This window comes from Clostridioides sp. LIBA-7678 (genome assembly GCF_056716065.1).
Genome location: NZ_CP196987.1, coordinates 2,306,040 through 2,325,085 on the forward strand (window position 1 = coordinate 2,306,040; position 19,046 = coordinate 2,325,085).

The 19,046-nt window shown below is 27.1% G+C and carries 17 protein-coding genes and 1 riboswitch; of the genes, 3 read left to right on the forward strand and 14 right to left on the reverse strand.

Annotation, left to right across the window (positions count from 1 at the left end; translation table 11 throughout):
• Positions 1–8 precede the first annotated feature (8 nt).
• From ACTG46_RS11245 to ACTG46_RS11265, 5 genes are all read right to left on the reverse strand, one after another.
• Positions 9–1,202 carry an aspartate kinase gene (locus ACTG46_RS11245; protein WP_054270508.1) on the reverse strand — a complete coding sequence of 398 codons (1,194 nt, stop codon included), beginning with the start codon at positions 1,200–1,202 and terminating at the stop codon, positions 9–11.
• Positions 1,203–1,283: 81 nt separating this feature from the next.
• Positions 1,284–1,452, reverse strand: a riboswitch (Lysine riboswitch).
• Positions 1,453–1,562: 110 nt separating this feature from the next.
• Positions 1,563–2,180, reverse strand: a complete 618-nt coding sequence (locus tag ACTG46_RS11250; RefSeq protein WP_054270510.1) for a hypothetical protein — start codon at positions 2,178–2,180, stop codon at positions 1,563–1,565.
• A 170-nt stretch (positions 2,181–2,350) separates the two neighbouring features.
• Positions 2,351–4,051 (reverse strand): hypothetical protein, encoded by a 1,701-nt coding sequence (locus ACTG46_RS11255; protein WP_054270511.1) that lies wholly within the window; start codon positions 4,049–4,051, stop codon positions 2,351–2,353.
• A 307-nt stretch (positions 4,052–4,358) separates the two neighbouring features.
• Entirely contained in the window at positions 4,359–4,922 is a 564-nt protein-coding gene (locus ACTG46_RS11260) for a hypothetical protein (protein ID WP_219673928.1), read from the reverse strand.
• 160 nt (positions 4,923–5,082) lie between these two features.
• Positions 5,083–5,796: a DUF2140 domain-containing protein gene (locus ACTG46_RS11265; RefSeq protein WP_074178230.1), complete on the reverse strand. Its 714-nt coding sequence runs from the start codon at positions 5,794–5,796 to the stop codon at positions 5,083–5,085.
• 291 nt (positions 5,797–6,087) lie between these two features.
• Between ACTG46_RS11265 and ACTG46_RS11270 the strand changes: the two genes are divergently transcribed.
• Positions 6,088–7,752 (forward strand): glutamine--tRNA ligase/YqeY domain fusion protein, encoded by a 1,665-nt coding sequence (locus ACTG46_RS11270; protein WP_479922831.1) that lies wholly within the window; start codon positions 6,088–6,090, stop codon positions 7,750–7,752.
• A gap of 106 nt (positions 7,753–7,858) precedes the next feature.
• Here ACTG46_RS11270 and ACTG46_RS11275 read toward each other — a convergent pair whose 3' ends face one another.
• The 4 genes from ACTG46_RS11275 to ACTG46_RS11290 all read right to left on the reverse strand — a co-directional run bounded on the left by ACTG46_RS11275 (position 7,859) and on the right by ACTG46_RS11290 (position 11,429).
• Positions 7,859–8,758: a YegS/Rv2252/BmrU family lipid kinase gene (locus ACTG46_RS11275; RefSeq protein ID WP_054270515.1), complete on the reverse strand. Its 900-nt coding sequence runs from the start codon at positions 8,756–8,758 to the stop codon at positions 7,859–7,861.
• A 26-nt stretch (positions 8,759–8,784) separates the two neighbouring features.
• Positions 8,785–9,423 (reverse strand): lactate utilization protein, encoded by a 639-nt coding sequence (locus ACTG46_RS11280; RefSeq protein ID WP_054270516.1) that lies wholly within the window; start codon positions 9,421–9,423, stop codon positions 8,785–8,787.
• 334 nt (positions 9,424–9,757) lie between these two features.
• Positions 9,758–10,756 (reverse strand): DUF4003 domain-containing protein, encoded by a 999-nt coding sequence (locus ACTG46_RS11285; RefSeq protein WP_479922832.1) that lies wholly within the window; start codon positions 10,754–10,756, stop codon positions 9,758–9,760.
• 97 nt (positions 10,757–10,853) lie between these two features.
• Positions 10,854–11,429, reverse strand: coding sequence for an RlpA-like double-psi beta-barrel domain-containing protein (locus ACTG46_RS11290; RefSeq protein ID WP_054270518.1), 576 nt, complete (start codon positions 11,427–11,429; stop codon positions 10,854–10,856).
• A 317-nt stretch (positions 11,430–11,746) separates the two neighbouring features.
• On the opposite strand from ACTG46_RS11290, the gene ACTG46_RS11295 reads away from it, so the two are divergent.
• Positions 11,747–12,010: a hypothetical protein gene (locus ACTG46_RS11295; RefSeq protein WP_054270519.1), complete on the forward strand. Its 264-nt coding sequence runs from the start codon at positions 11,747–11,749 to the stop codon at positions 12,008–12,010.
• A 593-nt stretch (positions 12,011–12,603) separates the two neighbouring features.
• On the opposite strand, the gene ACTG46_RS11300 is transcribed toward ACTG46_RS11295, so the two are convergent.
• Positions 12,604–12,981 (reverse strand): BlaI/MecI/CopY family transcriptional regulator, encoded by a 378-nt coding sequence (locus ACTG46_RS11300; protein WP_054270520.1) that lies wholly within the window; start codon positions 12,979–12,981, stop codon positions 12,604–12,606.
• A gap of 343 nt (positions 12,982–13,324) precedes the next feature.
• On the opposite strand from ACTG46_RS11300, the gene ACTG46_RS11305 reads away from it, so the two are divergent.
• Complete coding sequence (locus ACTG46_RS11305) at positions 13,325–14,437, forward strand: tyrosine-type recombinase/integrase (protein WP_479922833.1); 1,113 nt, start codon at positions 13,325–13,327, stop codon at positions 14,435–14,437.
• A 241-nt stretch (positions 14,438–14,678) separates the two neighbouring features.
• On the opposite strand, the gene ACTG46_RS11310 is transcribed toward ACTG46_RS11305, so the two are convergent.
• From ACTG46_RS11310 to mocA, 4 genes are all read right to left on the reverse strand, one after another.
• Positions 14,679–15,155, reverse strand: coding sequence for a hypothetical protein (locus tag ACTG46_RS11310; protein WP_054270522.1), 477 nt, complete (start codon positions 15,153–15,155; stop codon positions 14,679–14,681).
• A 311-nt stretch (positions 15,156–15,466) separates the two neighbouring features.
• Positions 15,467–17,092, reverse strand: a complete 1,626-nt coding sequence (locus ACTG46_RS11315) for an ABC-F family ATP-binding cassette domain-containing protein (protein ID WP_074178233.1) — start codon at positions 17,090–17,092, stop codon at positions 15,467–15,469.
• 336 nt (positions 17,093–17,428) lie between these two features.
• A complete protein-coding gene (locus tag ACTG46_RS11320) occupies positions 17,429–18,448 on the reverse strand; it encodes a molybdopterin-binding protein (RefSeq protein ID WP_479922834.1) in 1,020 nt (339 codons plus the stop codon).
• Positions 18,445–19,014 carry a molybdenum cofactor cytidylyltransferase gene (mocA, locus tag ACTG46_RS11325; protein ID WP_479922835.1) on the reverse strand — a complete coding sequence of 190 codons (570 nt, stop codon included), beginning with the start codon at positions 19,012–19,014 and terminating at the stop codon, positions 18,445–18,447. Before mocA ends, ACTG46_RS11320 begins: the two co-directional genes overlap by 4 nt.
• Positions 19,015–19,046: the final 32 nt, after the last annotated feature.

A 19,046-nucleotide genomic window follows, 5' to 3' on the forward strand; every position in this document is an offset into this window, starting at 1 on the left:
CCCAAATTTTATATATTAAATACTTCTGCTATTTTTTCTATAGCTATTTGCTTATCATCAGAATTTATAGCACATGTTATACGAATTTCTGATGTAGTTATAAGTTTTATCATTATACCATTTTCATTGAATATCTTAAATACCTTAGCAGCAACTCCAGAAGTATTTTTCATGCCAAGACCTACCAAAGAGAATTTAGTGATATTATTATCAACCACTACATGTTCTTCATCTGTGTACTTAGATACTATCTTCTTACATTCTCCTAATTCTTCTTTTGGAACTGTAAATGATACACTTATTTTATCTAAGATAGGTGCAGTCTGACTTATCATATCTACACTTATCCCTATAGTTGCTATATCTTCAAATAAACTAGATATATTTTCTGCTTTAAAATCTTTGATTGTTATAGAGCTATCGTCATCACTAGTAGCTAATCCTGTTATTACTTTATCCTCTAATTTCATATCTTTTCCCCCTCTTATATATGTTCCTTTTACTGTACCACATGTACGTCCAACATAAATTTCAACACCATATTTTTGTGCAAGTTCTATACTTCTTGAATGCATTACTTGTGCTCCTAAACTTGCTAACTCAAGCATTTCTTCATATTCAATCTCATCAAGTTTACTAGCCTTTGAATATTTTCTTGGGTCTGTAAAATAGATTCCATCAACATCTGTATATATCTCACATTTCCCATTTAATTTAACTGCAAGAGCCACAGCAGATGTGTCTGAACCACCTCTCCCAAGAGTAGTTACATCACCATCTTCATTGATTCCTTGAAATCCAGTTACTATTACGACATTTCCTTCATCTAAACTATTTTTAATTCTATTTACATTTATATCATCAATTTGAGACTTCCCATGAAGACCACTTGTTTTTATATTTAGCTGATAAGCATTATAACTTACAGCCTTACATCCAAGTGCATTTAATGCTATTGATAATAAAGAAGCTGAAATCATTTCTCCAGTAGACATCAAAGCATCCAATTCTCTTTTACTAGGTTCATTACTCAATTCTTTAGCCAACTTTATATATTCATCAGTGGATTTACCCATGGCAGACACAACTATTACCATTTGTGGATTTTCTTTTCTTCGTTCTATTATGTTTTCTGCAATTGATTTTATTTTATCAGTATCTGCCACCGAACTTCCACCATATTTTTGAACAATTATACTCATGCTTTTTCCCCCTCAAGTTAAATTTTGATAAATAAAAACGCCCAAAGGTATACTTTGGACGTGTAAATCTCATAGACCAAGTAACCTTGTAGCTCATCACTTTAAAAGTGACAGCCTTATACATATTCTGCATAAGTCCAGAAAATCCATCCGTCAACAAATTTTCTTCGGCTATAGACCCTTTCATCAATCATCAACACTTACCAGCTCCTATTGAATACTATTGAATATAGCTACCTCTACCCTAGGCTCATTATTTTTAATTAATTTATTAATATAGTTTTATCACATTCTATATAATATTGCAACAATTATTTTACAAAATGTGGCAAATCTATAATTCTCTTTTTTAAAATTAGGTTATATACAATTAAATAGTTTATTTAATCCTAAATCTATAAAATTTATACTATACTCACTATCATATCTCTCTAAATCATTTAATTCAGATAGATTATCTGGTGTAACTACCAAAACGTTTGGCACTTTAAAAAATGGAATTGTAGATTTATCTATCTTTCTAGAAAGATTTTCATATTTAGAAATATCTATTTCATTATTTAAATCAACATCTACTAGAACCTGTTTTATATTACCAAATTGGTCTGTATATTCAATAAATAAATCATATTTCATATCATCCACACTAACATTTCGGTAGAATCTTTTTACATCACAACCTGCAGTATTGATTCTAACAACTAATTCTGACCCTACTAGAGCCTTTATTAAATCATCTCCCTTAAAAAGTTTACTACCATTCAAATAGTATACATATGAGAGGTCTTTGTAATTATAATAATCCACATCACAAGGATATTTTTTAAGTGTATACTCACTACACATTTTTCTCAAGGTTTTTTTAAAGTTTTTTTTATTATATCTCTTTTGGTCTCCATAAATTTTTCTAAATTGAGCTTCTGTAACACATCTAACCCTGCTAATTAAAAGCAATATCTCTTTTTCCATATTAGTCATAGTACATTCTCCTTGAAGTATTATTTGCAAAGTTGTACTAATATTATATTAATTTTATGACATTAAATTTACAAAGAATTAAAATAAAATAGCTAGTTTTTATAAAAATAAATTTTATAAAAACTAGCTATTAATATATTAAATACTATTTTCGATTTTTTTAAGTTAAACTATACATTATCTTGATTCTCAGAACCTTGAGAGTTTGTATTTTCGTCAGTTCCTGTTCCCTCTTTTGCTTTTTTATCTTCAAAGTTTGCAATATTTAGGTTATCAAATTCTGACATTTCAATTACACCAGATAATTCTTTTGAATATGATATTTTGACTTTATCTCCAACTTGAGTCAATGGCAATTCACTAGATACTTTTGAAGTAGCTTTGAATATTATCTCTTTATTTGAATCTAAAGTCACATAATAATTAGTATTTCCACCTCGTACATCTGGACTTATTCTTGTCACTGTACCTTCTATGACTTCATCTTTTAAATCATTATCCAGTTTTAAATCATTACCCTTAGATTCTAATGAATCTTTATAGTTTCTCAATGCTTCGTTTTTATCTTCACCTAAACCAAGCACATTATAATCTTCAACAGATACAAATGCAACTCTCTTTACAAGACCAGCCTTATCTTTTAACGATGATACATATGTTGGTTGACCTAATATATTATACATTACAGGGAATGTTGCTTCATAATTCTTTTCTTGAACATTACCTTCAGCTGATTTCATTGCAGCTGTCTCAGTGGCTCCTGGTTGCTTATATAATTTAGCTTCTTTTGTTCTAGAATCAACTAACATAAATCCAATTGTAGATTCATCTCCTCCTGAAGATGTTATACCTGTATACCAATAAGACCTATTATCATTTCCATAAACTAATGATGTTCCTTCTGTTGGCACTAGTACTCCTTTTTCTGATATAACAGAATTTAAAAATCCATTAACATAAACTCCCCAGTCTTTAATCTGGTCTGTTATAAATTCTTGTGGCTGGATTCTATCCACCCATTTAGGTGTATTTTTAACATTGTAAACATTTATTTTTCCAGTTTCTGCATCAACAGTAGCTATTCCTGTAGCATTTGCTCCTCCATAACCAATTTTATGCTCATATAAACTTACAACCCAATAAGGTTTCCCTTCATCATTTATTTCAAGGGTAAAATCTGTCATACCAACATTTACCACACCATGTATGTATAAATGTCTCTGTAAATCTTGATGCAAGTAAGCTTCTGGTTGATATACTATCTTTATTGGTTTTCCATCTATTTCTTGAACTAATTGAACATCTTGAGGGTTACTTGCAGATACTTTTACATAACCACTTGAACCACTTAAAGATGTTACCCACTTAATTATGTCTCTATGAACAAGAGGTGCTACCCAGTACAATTCTCCATCCACATTTTGTATATGGAATTTTCCTAATTTTGACACACTGCCTATAGCTGGAACTTCTCCAAGCTTTTTATCTCCCAATTTCATAGCCATATCTTCATCTACAAGACGAATGTCATTTACACTGACAGGACTAATGTCGTCAGTAAATTTACTTTCAGTTACTTTTCCTAATAATTCTTTATATGCCTTTGCATGAAATACAGGTGTAGAAGCTATAAAAGGTACAACTACAATATACACAAGTAAAGCTATTGCTATTGAAAAATTATATTTAGCAAGTTTAGATGTTCTTTCATTTCTATCTAACATCATATCTAGTATTCCTGCCACAACAAAGAAAATTATTCCTACTGAAAATAAAGATGTGAAATCTAATCTAAGTACAGGTAATTTAATAAATGCATAAATTGCTACAATTATTATTGCAACTCCATATGTTTTAAGATATCGTTTCATTTAATACTCCTCTCTACAAAATGTTATTATTACTATTATATCCATATATTTACAAAAAATAAATATTTATCATATTTATTTATGTGTTAAGATATCTTTATACATTTATATAAATATTTTATTCAATTATATCTTATCTATATACCCCAAAAATACTGTAAAAATACAAATAATCACTAAAATTTAAAAACTGAAGAAAGTGTTCTAACTAAGATTTACGAATTCTTAATCCTCTCGAAGTTAAACTACTATCTTCAGCCTAATTATCTAGCAATAGTTTTTATATGATAAACTCTAAAATAAATTTTTAGATGTTTGCGATTTTTGATACATAAGAATGTTGTCTAGAATTATATTCTGATAATAAACCTTCATATTCTAAAGTTAAACCAGATAAATTATAAAAATCATTTGGTGTTACTTCAAATGATTGTTTATTTAAAATGTCTATTTCACTTTTTTCTAACATATCAGCAACAAAGTTTGAACATACATATTTATATTCAGATTGTCTATGAATATTCATTGGCAAATATATTAATGCCATTATATCATAATAGTAATCTTCTCTATAATCACTAATTAATTTTATATTTTTAAATAGATTTTCATATTGTAAATTATCTACTTCTAATGAATATACTCTACACACAGTATTTTTTCTTATAGCATATAATCCTTGATTTATATTTTCTTCAACAAATCCCCCAATAAACGGATTTCTCGGATTTAATCTCCCAAAAGAATACATTGGCTTTAAATTTTCATTTAGTGATATTGACACATGTGTATACAGTTTTTTACTTATATTCCTTATTAAGTAAGATAATAAAGTTCCTGTATATGTTGTTACAATATAGACTTTATTCATCATTTCCCCCCAATCTAGTAACTAAATAATATTACGTATTTACAACTTAATATCATAAAACATTCTAACACAATAAATGTTATTTTACAAATTTTGATTTTAAAGTACTCCAATATTGTATGAAATATAATAAAAATATAAATATAAGTTTTCTATATTTTTAACCAACAGCTGTTTTCTTTAAATTAATCAAATGATTTAGTATATCCTGAGCCTTTCCAGAATCCTTCAAATATCCTAATGCCCCATTTATTTGTGACTTCAAATCTATTTCTACTTCCATATCCAAATCAATATTTCCTTTTTTTATAGATATATTTTTAAGAGTTACTGGATAAAGATAACTTTTCTCTAAAGTAACCTTATTTCCATTAACTTCAAATGGAACTTTTTTATTATAGTTACTTAGTATTTTCTCTAACATCTTATCACTTATCTTGAATTTACCAAGTTTTACATTTTCAAGGCTTACAATTAGATTCTCTCCTTTTAAAGTAGGTCTCAACTCAAGTTCATATTGGCTATTTATTAATCCAAATACCTTATATGGCCCTGCCACTTTTATTTTTCCATCTTTCATTTCAACAAAATTATTTTCAAGCTCTTTAATCCCATGCTTATGCATTAATGTATATATTAAATTTCTAAACTCATCCTCTGAAACAGACACTTTCCCAACCATTCTAAGTGGATTTTTTACTACTTCCATGGAATTTATATATGAACCTTTTGATAAGTATTCTTCATCTATAATTTCATTATTTTGTGAACTGACATCATATCTTTCTTTTGGTGTTAAAGTGTATACAACAATTCCTGTAAACACTAGAACAATAACAATTAAACTCAATAAAATTTTTGCAACCTTTCCCATAATCGTCTCCTTTACAAATCTGTCAACAGATTTAAAATAAATTTAGATAACTAACTTCACATAATATTCTTAACAATATACATATTATAATACAGCCTTTTAAGGATTAATTCAACAAATCTCATTTTTTGTAAATAAACTGTAAAAACATGTTTTTAGTATAAAAGTTAATATTTTGCATAATACTCTTAATTACACCTTTATTTTTTTCTAATCTTGGATTAAAATTAATATTATGCAATACAGTGTAGTGTCCTGTATTATAAGCAAATTAAATAGGAGGTATAAAATATGTCAAATGAAACGAACTCATCTAACTTTATAAAAAATATTATTATAAATGACCTAGAAACAGGAAAACACGACAGTATAATAACTCGTTTTCCACCTGAGCCAAACGGATATTTACATATTGGTCATGCAAAAAGTATATGTCTTAACTTTGGACTAGCTAAGGAGTTTAACGGAAAAGCTAATTTAAGATTTGATGATACAAATCCATTAAAAGAAGATGTTGAATATGTAGAATCTATAAAAGAAGATGTTAAGTGGTTAGGGTTTGATTGGAACGAGTTAAATTTTGCATCTAACTACTTTGATGAAATGTACAAGAGAGCTTTAATATTAATAAAAAAAGGTAAGGCTTATGTATGTGACTTGACACAAGAAGAAATGAGAGAATATCGTGGTACTTTAACTGAGCCTGGAAAAGAAAGTCCTTATAGAAATAGGTCTATTGAAGAAAACCTTGATTTATTTGAAAGAATGAAAAATGGTGAATTTAAAGATGGTGAAAAAACATTAAGAGCTAAAATAGATATGTCTTCTCCAAATATAAACCTTAGAGACCCAATTATATATAGAATATCTCATTCAACACATCACAACACAGGAGATAAATGGTGCATATATCCTATGTATGCTTTTGCTCATCCAATTGAAGATGCAATTGAAGGGATAACTCACTCTATATGTACTCTAGAATTTGAGGACCAAAGACCGCTTTATGATTGGTTTGTCAAAGAGTGTGAAATGGAAAATGTACCTAGACAAATAGAATTTGCTAGGCTTAATATAAACAATACTGTTATGAGTAAAAGAAAATTAAAACAACTTGTAGATGAAGGTGTTGTTGATGGTTGGGATGACCCTCGTGTTCCTACAATATCTGGTATCAGGCGTAAGGGATATACTGCAGAAGCATTACGCAATTTCTGTAGTGAAATAGGGGTATCAAAAGTTAACTCTACAGTAGATAGCCAAATGCTTGATTATTTCCTAAGAGAAAATCTACAACCAAAAGCACCTCTTGCTATGGGAATTTTAAGACCTTTAAAACTAATTATAACTAATTACCCAGAAGATAAAATTGAAATGCTTGAAATAGAAAATAATGCTAAAGATGAATCTCAAGGAAAGAGATTAGTTCCTTTTTCTAGAGAGCTATATATAGAGCAGGATGATTTTATGGAAGAACCTGTTAAGAAATATTTCAGATTTTTCCCAGGAAATGAAGTTCGTTTAAAAGGTGCTTATTTCGTAAAATGCACTGATGTAATTAAGGATGAAAATGGAAATGTTATTGAAATACATGGAACTTATGACCCTGAAACTAAGAGTGGTTCTGGATTTACAGGTCGTAAGGTAAAATCTACAATACATTGGGTGGATGCTAAATCTGCTATACCATGTGAATTTAGATTATTTGAGCCATTAATTCTTGATGATGTTCCTGAAAATGAAGGCAAACATTTCCTAGAACAAATAAACCCTAATTCATTAGAAATATTACAAGGTTTTGTTGAACCTACACAAGTAAAAAATGCTAAACCTTTTGATAAATTCCAATTTGTTAGAAATGGATTCTTTAGTATAGATAACAAGTATACAACTGATGAAAAACTTGTATTTAATAGAATAGTTCCTCTAAAAAGTTCTTTTAAACCAGCTAAATAATCCTACAATAAAAAAATGAAGACTTAAAATATAAATTACTTCTACTATATATAACTTTAGTTAGAAGTAATTTTTTATTTGAGTCTTCACAATTTACTCTAGATTATTAACTTTTTTCACTACTAATTCCCATCACCTCTATACCATCTTTTATACATTCTATGCTAAGAGGAAAATCTGGACCCTTTTCTCCATCAATATCCGTTATAAGGGAATCTTCACATTCTATATATACTTTTTTGGTTTTAAAGTACAGTATTTCATTTCCATTATACTGATCTAAGTAATCACCTCTAAGCACACTTATCAAAACTGGTATTGATTTTGGAATTGGCATTCCTTTAAAAATAATTACATCCAAATAACCATCATCTATTTCAGCTTTGTATGCTAGATTTATATTTCCTGCTGTTTTGCCATTAAAAATCAACATAAGATACATATCTCCATCATAATACATTTCTTTAGAAGATACTTTTATCTTAAACTTCCTCATATACAATGCTTCTTCTATTCCCTTTATATAATAAGAAATTCTTCCAAATGAATTTTTTAAGTCTGTGTTTATCCTTTGTGATACATCTGTAAACATACCAGCACTTGCCACATTTATAAAGTACTTATTATTAACTTTCCCTATGTCTATTTTTCTCGGCTTTAAATTTATGATTTTCTTTATAGCTTCTTTTATATCGAATGAAATTTGAAGAGCATTTGAAAAATCATTTGCAGTTCCTGTAGGTAAAATTCCAACTGGGATTCTTATGTCTAATTCTTTCATTGCATTTACCACTAAATCTATGGTACCATCACCGCCTGCTATCAGTATATGGTCATAAGAACTATCCACTTCCTTAAATGCATTCTTTACAGGTTCTTTAATATTCAATCTATAGGGTATCAATAAATAATTTCTCTCCTGATATAATTCTATAATTGTGTCCAAATTTGATAATATCTTTTTTTCACCTGAATTAGGATTGTATATAAGTTTTACTTTTTTCATTATTTCTCCCTACTTATTTTATTCTTTTAATATCCAAAATCTTCGTTTAAGAAAATTACATGTATTCTTTCTGGTGCTAATTGTCTCTTTATAAGTGTATAATTACAACATATTCTTCCTGGGCTTGAACAATCTATACATATGCCAGTAGTCTTACATCCAGTATTTGTATTTAATCTTTTGCAATTAGCTGGAGCAGCTATCGTTTTTGTTCTTTTTATAGCTTCATCTACATCCTTAACTATTTTATTTACTCCTGCTATAACTATTACTTTGTCAGGTCCATATATCATAGCAGCTACTCTATTTCCATTTCCATCTACATTGTAAAGCTCTCCATTCTCTGTTATTGCATTAGTACTTGTAAAATAAGCATCTGCAGAAAAAGATTTTCTATATATTTCCTTCATTTCTTCTGGTTTAATGTCTTTTGCATATCTATCAAGAAAATCATACTTTTCTCTTATAAAATCAATTACCCCTGTTTCAAATAAGGTCATAGATCCTCCACATCCTACTAGAGAACCTGCTTTAACTATTTCTTCAATTTTTTTTAGAAGCTCTTCTTTATTATTTACTAAATGCCCTCTCATATTATTATTTTCTAGAGATTTTATCGTTTTTTCTATTCTTTTTTCATTAAGCCAATTTAGATTTTGATCCATTTTAACTTCCCCCTTGTTTGTAATAGTATCAATTAGTTATAAATTTTATTTTCTTTATAAGTTTATTTTAGTACATCTAAAAAAAAATACAATATAAACTTGAATAAGTTTTACATAAATTTATTCAAATTTATAATCAAAAAAGGAAAGCAGATACATTTCTTCCACTTTCCCTATATTGTATGTAGTATTATATATTTATTAAAATCTATATATTAATTATATGTTTCATATCATCAAATATCACAATTAGTTTAAAAGTAATATTATATTCTTTTTTAAACATATAAATTGTATTATTAAATTTACAATCTTCAACTCCAATAATATTTTATTAATTTGATGAAGAAGATGCTATAGCTGCACTTGTTGCTGCCATTACACATGCAATTTGTATAGCAACAACAATATTTAAAAATATATTATTAGTTATAGAGTCTATGTTGTTCTCAGTTTGTATAGAATCTGCATAAATAGAAGCTACAATAGCAGAACTAATCATCACTCTATTACTTTTTCCTAAAGACCAATTTCCAAAACCTTTTTCTTCTTTAAGTTTATTTGATACATTTTTTATCTTTTCTATTATTTCATCTTCTCTATAATCTAATAATGAAATTGCTCCTATTATTGGATATCCATAATAATTCATTTTACAATCATTTTCTTTAAATGCTTTTTTAAGTTCAATAGTTTTTTTACATTTAACCATACTTCTATCATCACTAAATAAAAGAATTTGAGATAATGCTTGTAAATCATTTCCTTTATAAAAACCATTTTTATTTAGAAATTCGTAACATTGTTCTATATACTCTAAATCTTCTTCTAAATTTTTTGAATGAATTGCAATAAGTGCTATATTACAATAGTCATCACTAGACGTTAAAAATGGATGTTTTTTTCTCATATATTCATATATTGTTTTCATCTTTGATATACATGTAACATAATCCATTTTTTCTCTATTCTCGTAGACTATTGATGCTGTAAGTGGTAAATATGTATCGCCCCAAAACTTTTCATTTTTAAGTTCCTTATATATTTCCAAAATCATCTTAAAACTACTTTCTGGATTTGATTCAAACGAAAGTAGTGTTGCCATATAAAATATATTATATCCTCTAAAATTAGAGAATAATCCAGTATTCTTTTTAATAAGCTCTATTCTCTCTTCTACTACTCTAGGGCTTATTCTTTTATTCTTAAGGGTAAATGCAAGTGCACAACTATGTTGGATTAACCCCATTTGCCAAGAACCTTTAACCTCATTTAATGCCTTATAATTTTCTACTAATAAGTTTGCTTTTCCATTTATAAAAGATTCTTCCATATTGTCCTCCCAGTAATATATTTCATTGTATTAATAGTTTTATATTCATTATATATTTATTAAGCGATACAATCAACACATATTACTTTAAGAAGCATCATTCTTCAACAATAATGTAGCCTTTTTTGTAATGTCTTCCCATATTATTAACTCTATCATAGTACTCTGATTCACTTTCATTACTCCATTTGGGCACAAATACATCTATTGCATTAGAATTACTAAAATACTTACTAGACCCCCTATCCATAACAGTTTTTAATTTCCCATCTACAATAATCTTAGTTCCAAAACTCAAGTGATTATTTGCCACAAAACCATCTTCTAAATCATCTCCTGTAGCTGTTATAGCTCCATATCCATTTTCTTGGTTAAGACTTGTATAATAACTTACTTCAAAAGTTATGGGTACTAACTTTTTTATTTTAATTCCTAACTGATTCTGTAGCTTCTCTTTTTGTACTTTTAACTTATACTCATCACTATTTTTATAGTCTTTCATACCTTGATTATATTTGGAATTAAAGCTTTTACCAGACTTTACTATAGTATCAATATTTACTATAGATTCTTTACAATGATCTGCATCTATTTTCGTTTCTCCATTTACCAATAATGGACTTAAACATACACTACATACAACACATGTAATCAATGCTTCTTTAAGCTTCATAAATTCCCCCCTTATTATTTTGATATATTAGCATATTTAATATTATATGTCTACATTTAGATTTAAATACCACACCCATTTGCTTTAAGAAGTTGTCTTATATTTAATTCACCTTAACTCCTTATAAATCCTCTATCTTAGGATTATATAGAATAGAGCTTTTATGCCTAAATATATTTTATTAATCTTTTAATACCTAAAATCAGTTTTATTTAATGATTCTATTTTTTAGAATTTAAGAATTAAAATTCTATAATTTTAAAACATATTGATTTTATTTTTTTGAGATGATATAATTTTTTTAAGAGGTGAATAATATGATAAAAAATACAAAACAAATTACAGTAGAAGTTAATGAAATTCTAGTACAAGAAATATCTAAGATAACTAATGATGAAAATAAGATTTTGACAGATTTGATAAATGAATCAATTGTAAACTATATTCTTGAAAATAAGAAAGATAACATTGAAAATAAAGATTTAGAAGAAGTGATTAACTTTTATAAAAAAGAAAATACTGAAAAACAAAAGAGTACAGCAAGAGCTATTGCTGAAGCAAAAACTCACACTTTATATTAAGTAAATAAAAAAGTTCCTAAAACTAGGAACTTTTTATTTTAACAATTTCTAATATGTATCTAAATATTTATCTCAAATTTATAAATATAAATATATTTAATATAACCCAACATATACTTTAAGCTCTACAAGTAATTAAAATAAAAATAAAATTATACCTTTTATATATCTAAAACAATTAATTTACACAATTAATGAACAAAACTTCTGACTTATAAATTAATACTTAGTATCAGGTTATGCTAATATTAACTATAAGTCTAGTATAAAATTAAGTTCTAATAGGTTTGATTTTACACCAAACTTATCAAATTAACATTGTAATAACAAAATAAAAATGCTTCTAAAAAATTATACTTTTCACATAACACTTTACATTATATTCATTTAACTGATTATTATAAAAACTATTTATTTTATGACAATTAAATTCATATCAAAAGCAGACAAAACATATAAATTCTGTCATGACATTATCAACCCATTTATTTTTATATATTCAAATATATAAAATATGTAATTTACTTAAAATTATGTAATCTTATTTTTAATAAAAATATATACCCAAAATTATTATAATTGACTACATTAAATTATTCATCTTTTTTAATATTTTTAACCCATTCTTCAACAGAATTTAATTCATCCTCATTTACCCCCTTTTTGAACAATGATTTCATAAAGCTCTCAATAGAACTACCATGCATATTATCTAGAAAAGTTTTTGTTTCAAAATGCAAATACTCTTCTTCACCAATAAGAACTGTATAGTGTGTATGTCTATCAATTTTTCTTGCACTTAAGAATTTCTTATTTACTAATCTTGATAAAAGTGTTAATGTTGTAGTTTGTTTCCAATCATATAGTTTTTCCATAGCTTCAATGACATCTTTTGATGTTACTGTAAAATCTGAACTCCAAATAAATTTCATGACTTTTAATTCTGCTGGTGGTATCTTAGTAATAGTCATATGATTTTACACTCCTCTCAAACTTATATATAATTAAATACTATATTAATAGACTTTTAGAGTCAAAGGTTTTATTTAAAATATTCAATCCAATTTTATTAATATAAAAAATTTATATTTTCAGTATAAATCAAACATATAATCTATTAATATAAAAATTAAATATCTTTTCTCTATAAGTATAACAGATTATTAAATTAAAATTCTAATATTTGACATAATATATACATTTTATAATAAATATACATGATATTTTATAATAAATGTAACTTTATTTCAGAAACTATTTTTGAGTATATATATGTTATAATAAATGTATAAAATTTTGATTGGTGGGTTATATATGAATGCATTTATTAGAAAAAGAAATAAGAACTATATTGTTTATCTTGAATTTGCAGATGAAGATACTGGCAAAAGGAAGCAAAAAAATATGGGTACCTTTGATAAAAAAAGAGAAGCAAGTAAAAGACTAAATGAGGTAAAGGAAAGCTTATATAAAGATGGTTTCTTAGTTCCAAATGAGATTACCGTTTCAGAATTTATGTTAGATTTTCTAAATAAATACAACGAAAATATTTCATTAGCTACATACAATAATTACGTTGGTATTTGTAAAAATTACATTAATCCATCTATTGGTAAATATAAAATACAAGACTTACATCCTATTCACATACAAAATTACATAGATAATCTATCTTATAAATTAAATCCTCAATCAATTAAGATTCATATAAATATATTGAAACTTGCAATAAGGAGAGCTTATAGACTCAAATTGATAAAAGAAAATATTATGGATAATATAGAGACTCCAAGATATAAAAAATTTAAAAGTGAAATTTATGATAGAGAGCAAATGATAAAATTATTAGATTTAGCAAAAGATACAGATATGGAGTTACCTATTAATTTGGCAATTGGATTGGGTCTGAGAATTTCAGAGGTTTTAGGTCTGACTTGGGACAATATTGATTTTGAAGAAAATACAATAACAGTAAACAAGATAACATCTCGAATTAATGGTTCTGTAATTCTTAAAGAACCAAAGACAGAAAACTCTGTTAGAAAAATATCAGCTCCAAAAGAATTAATATATTTGTTAAGAGAGCATAAAATAAAGCAAAATAAAAATTTATTAAAATCTTCTACTAGAAATAGTAGTAATTTGTTATTTTTTAATAAGAAGTGTGAACCTATTGCTGAAGATGTTATGAGTAAAAGATTTAAAAGATTTTTAGAAAAAAATGATTTACCTCATATTAGATTCCATGATTTAAGACATTCACATGTTACTTTACTTATAAATTCTAAGGTACCTATAAAAGTTATATCTGAAAGAGTTGGACATTCAAACATAAATACTACCTTAAGTGTTTATTCTCACGTCCTTAAAGAAATGGATAAAGAAGCTTCTGATAAAATTTCTGAAAGTTTATTTAATGCTAATTAAGATTAAATTAGCTTAGTCTATTGAGATAGATTCATTAAAATATCAATTGATGAACTAATACAAGTTTTATTGTCTTCATTTTTATAATATTAAATGTATCTATCTCTAATTGACAACATCTAAATAATTTTTTTGTTTCACTTTATTAAAATTATCAATAATACTTTTTCTATAAAAGTTTATATTTTTGTAACAAAAAATATACTTTCTTATAAAAGATGTCTTTTAAAATACTATTTTATTATATGCTAGTTAACATTGGAATATCTAGCATCTTCTTCATTACATCATCTACCTTTTTCGCTTTGTATTCATTATGTCCAGTTAAATATCCTTTTTCATAAGCATTTTTTAAAATCTCTTTTTCATATGTATTATCAGGTTTGAATCCTGTAAGACCTAAATTATAATTTCCCTTGCACCCATCTTTATAACCTTTATTATACCCTTTTTCTGCAACATAATTTTTATGATTTTTTCCATTATGTACTGAAGATGTTGTTGCTTCATAATTTCCTTCTATACTGGCATAAGGACATGCTCCATTATTATGTAGGTGTGCTGAATGTCCTCCGCAATAATAATGTCTTAATTCAGCTTTATTTTTGTTATGATGATTTCCTGATGAACTATGTCCTCCTGAGTGAGCATATGAAAAATTACCTACACTAATCATGGCTAAACTCATTACTATAGTTACTAATTTTTTCTTAAACATAATATATCCCCCCTAAAACATTTTTTATTTTTATTATAGCATCTACTATAGTATATTTAAACTCTTAAGATACAAAGAAATACATTATTCTAATAACAAACACAATTTATAATCCATTTAGATATATTTAATTGAGTTCATACTTCTCTTTCTGACATTATACTTTTATTGTTTCATATATTTTAATAACATAAAAAACCTCCTAATATTTGATTAAAAACTTACACACTTGTACATAGCATGTTCTCAAATATTAAAAGGTTTTATACTAACAATTAAATTTGTAAAATGATAATATTTACATTAATAATTTATTTACTTTTTCCATACATTTTAGCTAATTGTTCTTGTATTTCTTTACTTTCTAAATACTCATCAAAGTCCATCTTTCTATCCATTATTCCATTTGGAGTTATCTCTATAATTCTATTTGCTATAGTAGATATAAACTCATGGTCATGAGAAGTAAATAAAAGCACTCCAGGGAACTTCTCAAGTCCTTTGTTAACAGAAGTTATACTTTCTAGGTCTAAGTGGTTAGTAGGGTCATCTAGAACAAGTACGTTTGCATTTGAAAGCATTAGCTTACTAAGCATGCATCTAACTTTTTCTCCTCCAGATATAACTTGAGCTTCTTTTAAAGCTTCTTCTCCAGAGAATAACATTCTACCTAAAAATCCTCTTATAAAGCTCTCACTTTTTTCTTCAGAGAATTGTCTAAGCCAGTCAACTAAAGAATATTCTACTCCATCAAAAAACTTATTATGATTCTTTGGAAGATAATCTTGAGAAGTAGTTACTCCCCACTTATACTCTCCACTATCTGGTTCAAGTTCTCCCATAACTATATTTAAAAGAGCAGTAGTAGCTATTTCATCACCCATAAATACTACTTTGTCATCTCTATCCAATCTAAATGATACATCATCAAGAACTTTTACTCCATCTATAGTTTTAGTCAAATTGTGTACTTCTAAAACTTCATTACCAATTTCTCTAGCAGGTGTAAACCCTACATATGGATATCTTCTTCTTGATGGTTGTATATCTTCAACTTCTAATTTATCCAACTGTTTCTTTCTTGATGTAGCTTGCTTAGCCTTTGAAGCATTAGAGCTAAATCTAGCTATGAATTCCTTTAATTGAGCTATCTTTTCTTCAGTCTTTTTATTTTGGTCCTTAGCAAGTTGTAAAGCTAATTGACTTGATTCATACCAGAAGTCATAGTTTCCAACATACATTTGTATTTTACCAAAATCTACATCAACTATATTAGTACATATTTGATTTAAGAAATGTCTATCATGCGATACTATTATAACTATAGACTCTTCTAAATCCATAATAAAATTATTTAACCAGTTTATTGATTTAAAATCTAAGTGGTTAGTAGGCTCGTCCATTAATAGTATTTCAGGCTTACCAAAAAGTGATTGTGCTAACAATACCTTAACCTTTTCCCCACCAACTAATTCTTTCATTTGCTTGTAATGCATATCTTTAGTTATACCAAGACCCATAAGTATTTTCTCAGCATTAGTTTCTGCATCCCATCCATCAAGTTCCGCAAACTCTCCCTCAAGTTCAGCAGCTTTGATTCCATCTTCTTCATTGAAATCTTCCTTCATATATAAGGCATCTTTTTCTTTCATTATGTTCCAAAGTCTCTCATGCCCTCTTATGACAACATTTAACACAGTTTCTTCTTCATATTCGAAGTGGTCCTGTTTTAAAACTGACATTCTTTCTTTATCAGTTATAGATATACTACCTGTATTTGGCTCTATCTCTCCTGATAATATTTTTAAAAAAGTAGATTTTCCCGCACCATTGGCTCCTATTATTCCGTAACAATTCCCTTTAGTGAATTTTAAGTTAACATCTTTAAATAATTCCTTATCACCAAATCTAAGTCCAACACCTGTAACTTGTAACATTAATATATTTTCCTTTCTTTTTGCTCATAATTTATTTTATCATAAAATTTTGATAACACTTTTATTATCTATTATCACTTAAACAGTATATTTTTTATACTAAGTTAGTGAAATATTTATTTAAGGTATACTACAAGTTGTAAATTTATAAAAATTAACAATCTATTATATTATACTTATAAAGAAATTAAATTGCAACTTTATTCATTCTTTTACATACTGTAATTACTTTATTATAGCTTATAAACCAATTATACTTTTTATAAAGTATTTTAGTTTGTTTTGTTTCATATTTAAAAAGAGTACTTAATTTGTAAATACTCTTTTCTAATATCTTTATATTTTAGCAAAATTACATGCAGGGTAAGTACATACATCACAGTTCATACAAAGTCCTCCATGACCATATCTAGCTATATCATACTTATCAAGTTTTTCATCAATCAAGACTCTAGATAGAACTATGTCAAATACTGTAGTTTTATGATACATTGCGCACCCTGGTATACCCATAATTGGAACTTCCCCATAGTAAGCAAGTAAAAACATTGCTCCTGGCAATATTGGTGACCCATATGTTACCAAATCAGCTCCAGTTTCTTTTATTGCTGTTGGTGTGACATCATCTGGGTCTACACTCATACCACCAGTACAGCAGATAAGTTCTGCCCCCTGACTTATAAATTCTTTTATTGCATTTTTTATAATTTCTTTATCATCTGGACATATAGTTTGTCCTATAACCTCACATCCAAATCCCTTTACTTTTTCTTCTATCACTGGTCCAAATTTGTCAACAATTCGGCTATAGAATACTTCATTTCCAGTAGTAACAATCCCTACTTTCTTAGGTTTAAAAGGCACTACATTTACTATTTTTCTATTTCCAACTACTTTTCTTGCCTCTTCTAATTTTTTCTCATCTATGACTAGAGGTATAACTCTTGTTCCAGCTACTTTCAGACCTTTATTTACTATAAAATTATTATGAAGAGTAGCCATCATTATTTCACCGACACAATTCAAATCAAAAAGTGCATCAACATCTATCTTTAAAAGCCCATCACAGGCAGTTATAAAATCTATCTTTCCTTCTTTTATTTCACTAAAATTTAAATTTTCTCCAGCAGTTAATTCTTTTAAAAATAGTGCACCTTCATTTTCATGAATCATGCCTTCTGATTTTTCCCATACATACAAATTATCTTTACCAAGAGATAATAAAACTGGAATATCTTCTTCTTTTACTACATGACCTTTTTTAAACTTTCTTCCTTTAAATTCTCCAGGTATTATTTGAGTTATGTCATGACATAAAACTTGTCCAATAGCATCTATAGTTTTTATTAACTTCATAATTTACCCCCAATTCTTTCATAGTCCGTTTTTGTATCAATATCTAATAATATTTCTCTAGGAACTTCTACATACTTTATTTTTGATGCATTTTTTAAAACGGTTTTACCTTTTTCATCTTCTTTAAGTGCCAATAATTCTTCTTTTTTGCTGTATGGGAATATAACTGGATTTCCACATACATCTTTATATCGTGGAATTACTATAAAATCTCTATCTAATTTAAAAGTATTTATAATTTTATATATATATAAACTATCAATAAATGGCTGGTCTCCTACAAAAAACATGTAGCCATCACATTTTGAACTGTTTAAAATACCTAACTTTATGGATTCGCTCTGACCTATATTTGCATTTTTATTATCCACATATTTAAAACCATATTTATTACACAACAATGAAACTTCCTTGTATTGACTTACAACTACAACTTGATGAAAATTAATTTTACTAACTGCTTTTAATACATGTTCTATTATAGAACATCCTTTATAATCTAATAAAAGTTTATTCGTTCCCATTCTTCTGGCAAAGCCCGATGCCATTATTACTGCATTTATCATATATATCATCCTTGGTATTTATAATGTATTGA